The sequence below is a fragment of the Niastella sp. genome, from assembly GCF_045805085.1.
Classification (GTDB): Bacteria; Bacteroidota; Bacteroidia; order Chitinophagales; family Chitinophagaceae; genus Niastella.
In genome coordinates this window covers 1-6,921 of sequence record NZ_JBJMLX010000444.1, presented here as the reverse complement: position 1 = coordinate 6,921, position 6,921 = coordinate 1, and the positions used below count along the sequence as shown (strand labels likewise).

At 45.3% G+C, this 6,921-nt stretch carries 3 protein-coding genes; all 3 read right to left on the bottom strand.

Annotated features, from left to right (window positions below):
* Positions 1 to 323 precede the first annotated feature (323 nt).
* Complete coding sequence (locus tag ACJ751_RS23515) at positions 324 to 3,134, bottom strand: family 78 glycoside hydrolase catalytic domain (protein WP_407747982.1); 2,811 nt, start codon at positions 3,132 to 3,134, stop codon at positions 324 to 326.
* A 338-nt stretch (positions 3,135 to 3,472) separates the two neighbouring features.
* Positions 3,473 to 4,804 carry a rhamnogalacturonan acetylesterase gene (locus ACJ751_RS23510; protein WP_407747981.1) on the bottom strand — a complete coding sequence of 444 codons (1,332 nt, stop codon included), beginning with the start codon at positions 4,802 to 4,804 and terminating at the stop codon, positions 3,473 to 3,475.
* Positions 4,805 to 4,896: 92 nt separating this feature from the next.
* Positions 4,897 to 6,240, bottom strand: a complete 1,344-nt coding sequence (locus ACJ751_RS23505; RefSeq protein ID WP_407747980.1) for a glycoside hydrolase family 105 protein — start codon at positions 6,238 to 6,240, stop codon at positions 4,897 to 4,899.
* Positions 6,241 to 6,921 lie beyond the last annotated feature (681 nt).

Below are 6,921 nucleotides of genomic sequence, written 5' to 3'. Positions count from 1 at the left end.
TGATGGCACAATGAAAACTGATAAGAATAAAAGAAGAATGGATATACCGTAATAGGTTAAAATAAATTTTATTCCTGATCTCATTTACTGAGTAGTTATAAAGGTTCTTTGTTTACTTGCACTATCTACATGGGAATGCTAAGATAAATTATTCGGTCGTTATTGACGCAATTTATGGGTTTATATAAAGAAAAAAGGAGCAATGTTTAAGTGTGCAGATTCGGCAATAAGCGTGCTGTTTTAGCCAATAGACGTGTAAAGCTATAAATAAAACAGCGCCCTGACGGTACCATCAGGGCGCTGTTTATTTACTAAGGGTTTTATTACTGCCCTCCTTTCTTCACAATAAACTTATACTTACCTGAGCCTAATTTGAAAATCTGCCGGCCCTTTTCATAACCCAATACCTTTATCTCCTTGTGCAAATTCAGCGGCGAATTGCTTTCCATAATATTACTATTGGGCGGTGTGGGCAGATAAACAGTCGCCGTTGTATTTGGTGGCACCTGTATAGTAAATACATGGAACACATACTGGTGGTCCCACTCAGAATAAATTCTTCCGTAAGGCGAGTTGAAGGATACACTTCCCTTATCCAAACCAAGGATCGGCTCAGGATTGATGATGATATTCTTGTAAGCTACCGAAGTATCTTCCTGGTGAATTCCACCCGGGCCATCAAAGAACCATTGCATCAGGTGACCTAACATCAAATGGTTATTCGATTTTTCCGGTAACGCTGCCCATGACTCTGTTAAAGCAGTAGCGCCCTTGGCCAATTGATAACCATAACCTGGCACTTTATTATCGCTGTTCATATCATATACCGTTTGAGCTGATCCATTTTTGGTTAATGCATCAATCAAAAAGTGGAAACCGATATCGCCCGCAGTAAGCGCGCTTTCGTTGGTAATGATATCTGTTTTTAATTGATCCAGCACAGCCGCTTTGTTGGCGTCTTCAACCAGTCCTACCGCCAAAGGCATAGACATAGCCGTTTGGCTGCCGGTTGAATATTTATGAGAAGCGGCATCGTAGAATTTGGTGTTGAACGATTTTTTCACGTCTGCAGCGAGTGAGGCATATTGTGAAGCATCGGCTGATTTACCCATCAGCTTCGCCATTTTCGTCAACAGGTCGAGATCGTAATAATAGATGGCTGTTGCAGTAAGTTCTTTGGGGGTTAACTGCGCCACGCCAGGGGATTTGGGTCCCAGGTCGTACCAGTCGCCCAGGCCGTACGACAGAATATTGCCACTGGCTTTTGATTTCAGGTATGCCACATATTTGGTCATCATAGGCCATGCTTCCTGCATCACGGTTTTATCGCCATACCATTGATAGATCAGGTAAGGTAATATTACCGAAGCGCTTCCCCATTCGGGTGAATCGCGGAAACCGCCATCGAACAGCACATACTCGGGAGCGATATCAGGCACCATTCCATCAGTGGTTTGGTCGGCCATCATATCGGCTATGATCTTTTTATATAGGCTGTAAATATCATAATTGAAGTGGATCGATTCGCCCATGAGGTAGGATTGTTCCAACCAACCCAGTTTTTCACGGTGCGGACAATCACTCAGCACACTTTGCATATTGCTGCGAATAGCCCAGTCAATCAGCGTATAGGCATCGTTCATCAGGTCTTCCCGGCTGTCGAATTTACCAATTTGCGCAGCCGAGTTACGGGTGTGCAGCATTTTGATGTCCTTAATTACGGCAGTGAGTTTTTTAGACTTTATGGTATCCGGCGCTGCATACGATACTTCTGCATAGCGGAAGCCATAGAAAGAAAAGCGGGGTGTCCATTCTTCATCACCGGTGCCTTTACAGGTATAGGAGTAGTAGTAAGGTTTACCACTGTTCTTTTGGTTTATGCGTTTTTCTTCGCCCAACAATTCAGCAGGGAAAATGCGGATCACCTGTCCTTTCTGACCACGCACAGTTATTTTGATGATCCCGCTGGCGTTCTGTCCAAAATCAAACAGTACGGTAGTGTCGCTGTTCTTTTCACAGGTTTGCGGGGCAATGGTAGCCATCACTTTTACGGGTGTACCGGTTTCAGCAACCAGTTTACCAGTGGGCGCTTTTACCACAGCAGCTGCTCTCCAGGCGCCGTCGTTAAAGGTAGCTTTGTCCCAGCCATCCTGTTCCAGGGTAGCATTGTATTCTTCACCGGCATAGATGCTCGAAAAAGTAATGGGACCGGGCGCTGTTTTCCAGCTGGCATCAGAGATCACTTCCGATCTGGTGCCGTCTGCATACTCGATCAACAGCTTCATGATCATCTTGGGATTGCCATAAGCCAGCAGGGCTTTGCGGTAACGTTCATTGGGAATGTTGTAGAACCCATTACCGAGCATAACACCGATGGCGTTGTTGCCACTGGCAACCTGGCTGGTTACATCCAGTACGTCGTATAATACGCGTTTGTCATAATTCGTCCAGCCGGGCGACATAAACTGATCGCCTATTTTAACGCCATTGATGTGCAGTTCATATTGTCCTAACCCGGTAACGAACGCAGTGGCTTTTTTAACGGGTTTGCTTACGGTGAATGATTTACGAAGTAAGGGCAATACGTGATTTCCGCTTACCACCGATTTGTATTCTTTGGTGGCGCCGGGTTCATGAACACCGGGTACATACCGTTTGGCGGCATCCAGTTCATCATAACCGATCCACTGGGCATTGCTCCAGTCGGCCGGCTGCAACAAACCCATTGTAAATCTGGCAGTGTCTCTGCTATAGTCAGATAGCTGGCCCTGGTTATCCCATACCATTACTTTCCAGTAATAGGTTTGACCAGCCTTCAGGGGGGCGCCGCCATAAGGTACCAGCTGCGATTGCTCGCTGTTCACCTCTTTGGAATCCCAGATATTTCCTGTGTTGAGAACGAGTTTTGACCAATCGTCAGCTACCAGAATGCGATAGCGGGTTTGCATTACGGCCCGTGCGGTACTGGTTATTTCCCAGCTCAGGCGGGGCTGCGTCATTTCGAGGCCTGCAGGATTGGTAAGGTATTCAACACGCGGATTCACCACTACGGGCCTTGCAGGTGTAGTTTGTGCAAAACCGGGTACAGAACCAACCAACACTAAGAAAGAGGCTAACAGTGTACTTTTTTTCATGCCTTATAAGATATTGAATGGATTTTGTTGTTTAGGGAAAACGATAATAGTTATCCATTATTATATAATAGGAAAACCAACGATCGTAAAAACACGAACGCGTTCATCGTAATAATATCAGGAAGTTATTTAGTGATCTGATTCACAGAGCGAACCAAAATAGTAATAAAAACGGCAATTACCAATGGTTATTGCAAAAAGGCAGAGGGCAGAAGGCAGCGGGCCGCATCGCCGCAGGGCAAACTCAAAACCGACAGCTTTTCCAATAACCCAATCCCTTTATCAACACTATCAATTCCGTCAACCCTATCAACCCGTTAACTTGTCAACTCCATTAACTAGTTTCCATCCGGTTTCACCGCAGTAACAAAACCACTTAATGGCCAATAAAATTGTCCTACTGAATCCGGATGCGCCGGGTCAAACGCTACCTTGTCTTTGACCAAATATTTCGCAATGGGGAGGTTGGCCGCCACCATTCCTTTTACTACACAACGCGCCAGCTCATAGGCGCCATAAGGGTTAAAATGCGTATTATCCGCCAATGCTGTTTCCTGGTTAGGAAAGGTGTTGGCGGCATAATGTACAAACGCTTTCAGCGACGTTTCAGGCCCCCAGGCTTCATACAATATTTTACTCATGGCGTTCAGATCGATGAGCGCTGCCTTTTCTTCTGCTGCCGTTTGCCGCATAGCTTCGGGATAATCGCCCAGTGTATTGATGATATGCCCGCTTGAATCGAAATTGCGGCGATGCATAGAGGTCACCAATACAGGCGTCATACCTCTTTTTCGCGCCTCCCCTATCCATTCCTTTATGGTTTGTTTATAAGTGGTGAACGGGTCGAGGTGATTGCCGCCGGGCTTTTGATCGTTGTGGGTGAATTCAATGAATAAATAATCGCCCGGTTTTGCCAGACTGAACACTTTCTCCAGCCGCCGTTCATGCGCAAAGGCTTTCATGGTTTCACCCGATTCGGCATAATTGGCAATAGCTACATTGCCGGGTTCAAAAAACCGCGGGATCATTTGTCCCCACGCAGCCCAGGGTTCGCGGTCCTGGTCAACTACGGTTGAATTACCGGCGAGAAACACCGTGGTGGCTTTTTTGTTAGGTGTTATTTCCAGGGCACATATCCTGGGCAATGAATCGTTGAACTCCAATGTAAGCAGGTTGTCCCAATGGCGATACCCGTACTCCCGGGGTTTCAATTTCACTTTACTGATCTCTTTTTGTTGTGCATCCCTGATGATGCTGTCCTTCACATGCACGGTAATGGTTTTAGTTACCTGCTTTCCATTCTCAGTGCGAACATTCTCCAGCATCAGCCGCCGGTTCTCCACGCGTACGGTGGTGGCGGAAGTTCCTTTGGCATCGCCCAGGATCAGTTTTACATCATAATTGCCATCGGGTAATTGTACTGAAAAATAAAAAGGTTTATTGCCGGTGATATAATCACCGGTAAGCGCATTGCCGCCCCGGTCGATAGCCTGCACGGCAGATCCCGTTTCAAAACCATAACCGGTTTCTTTTGAAAAGAGCGTGTTTGGGGTTACAGCGATATAACCAGTAGCTGCTTTATCAGTACCAAAGTCAAATTTAAAACCTGAAGTTTGTGCGTAGCTTGTTATAGATATGCTTAGTATAAAAGAGAAACAAAGTGTTTTCATAAGGCATAGTTTGTTAGTTCTTTAGTTTATTAGTTTGTTAGTTCCAAACTCAATAACTAAAGAACTGACAAACTAATAAACTAAACAACTGGTTACTTTTCATATTGTAATGCACCGTCGTTTATTTTAAATACATCACCTTTTATCAACCTTAACATTTCTGCCCCGGCGAGTAATACGGGTCCATAGCCATGTGCTGCATAAACATTCACCGGACGATAATAATAGAATGCCGGGTCGAATCCCATCCCGGTTCCTACGCAAACCCCTTCTACCTGTCCTTTATCGTTTACTTTGGTGGTAACGGCGTTCCAGGCCAGCATGGCCATGGGCGCATAGATTTTTGCGTTTAACCAGCCTTTGTTACAGGCATGGGCAATGCAATAGGCATAGATAGCGGTCGCTGAGGTTTCCAGGTACGAATCTTCGCGGTTCAACAATTGATGCCAGAAGCCGGAACCGGATTGATACGACGCCAGTCCTTTTGCATGCGCCTGCAATTGCTGCAATACAAATGGGCGGCCGGGATGATTTTCCGGCAACACATCCAGCAATTCTATCATGGCCATAATGGCCCAGCCATTGGCGCGTCCCCAGTAAAACATGGGGTGTGGGTTCATTTCCTGTACCCAGCCATGCATGTACAAGCCTTTTTCTTTATCGAACATGCGCTGGCTAAATTGCTTTATCTGTTTTACCGCATCATCAAAATAACTGGTTTTTCCCGTGAGCGCTCCCATTTGGGCCAGCGCAGGTATACCCATGTACAGGTCATCTAACCAGAGGGTATTTTTGTGTGGCCGGTTGCGGGCCAGGGTACCATCGGGCAAACGAAATTCTTTTGTACTGATGTAGTTGATGTAGTTATCAATCAGGGGGCGAAGGTCATTGTTCACTCCTCTGCGGGTAGCTTTAATCATGGCGGCGCATACGGCGCCGGCATCATCCAGCGCATGTGGTGCTACGGGCTGGCGAAACACATAATTTCCCTTTAAGGCACCATCGGCCACTTTCTTTTGGATGGCAGGCACCCATTTGGCAATAAACGACAGGCGTTGTTTTACATAGTCGTTGTATTTAGTATCGCCACTGGTTTCAGCCGCCAGCAACATGCCACTGTAGGTTACGCCCCATTCATAGGCAGTAAGCCGGAAATCACCGGGTTTTATGCCGTAGGCAGTATCAAAGGTAGAAGCATCGGTCACCTCCTGCCCTGTTTGCCGGTTTATCATTTGGGCAGGGGTAACGGCATCCAGGTAACTGAATACTCTATCCAACACCTTTTTTATATCGGCTTCGCTCATGGCGCCATAAGGAACGGGATAATCGGGGTGCAACAGGTGTAAGGATGCGGTAACGTCGTTCCCGGGTTTTACCTGGGAGAAAATTGGTGACGCAACCAGTAGTGCGATTAAAGTGAAATTTATTTTCTTCATATGACGCTATAGTTCATAAGTTATTTGGTTCTCAATAAAGAATCTGCAAACTAATACTAAATAACTTACGAAATCATGAACTTATAAACTAAAAAACTCATTACAATCCTGTTCTATCCTGTTGTTTTTCAATAAAAAAACCGCTTCCGTAGAAACGGAGCGGTATTCTCAATTGTTAAAACATAGATCACAACTGGATGATCCAGCCCGGTACGCTTATAGGGCAAGCAATGCGATCAATGACATTGGTCAGTTATTTTTATTAGCAAGGCTGTTTAATAAGTATTGAAATTGAAAAAAGTATTGTCAACACCAGATTGGCGTGACCTTCCAAAATGGAACAAACCGAAGACGGGAATAAAACGATACAGGGAAAAAATCTCTTTTTCATATCTCTATGGCTGTCAATGGCAGCCCTAAGCTAGTACTTATCAGAAGGGAAAAAATCAGCAATCGTTTATCACCAGTACAGGTTTAGGGTATACTTTACGTTTATAGTGCTAACATAATCAACATTTTTTACAAAAAGTAGCGGCACCGCTTTTTTTTAGTAAGCGTGCTGTTTTGGCCCAAAAGCGTGTTGATTTGGGCGATAAGTGCGTAGGTTGTCTGAACTGGATGGAATGGGATGGCGGAATGATTGGGATTGTTAAAAAAGGTAGATTTCTTCGCAAATCCTTT

Bases quoted from the DNA above. Each gene is read 5' to 3' on its own strand.
- ACJ751_RS23505 (WP_407747980.1), bottom strand. From the start codon at position 6,240: ATGAAGAAAATAAATTTCACTTTAATCGCACTACTGGTTGCGTCACCA.
- ACJ751_RS23510 (WP_407747981.1), bottom strand. From the start codon at position 4,804: ATGAAAACACTTTGTTTCTCTTTTATACTAAGCATATCTATAACAAGC.
- ACJ751_RS23515 (WP_407747982.1), bottom strand. From the start codon at position 3,134: ATGAAAAAAAGTACACTGTTAGCCTCTTTCTTAGTGTTGGTTGGTTCT.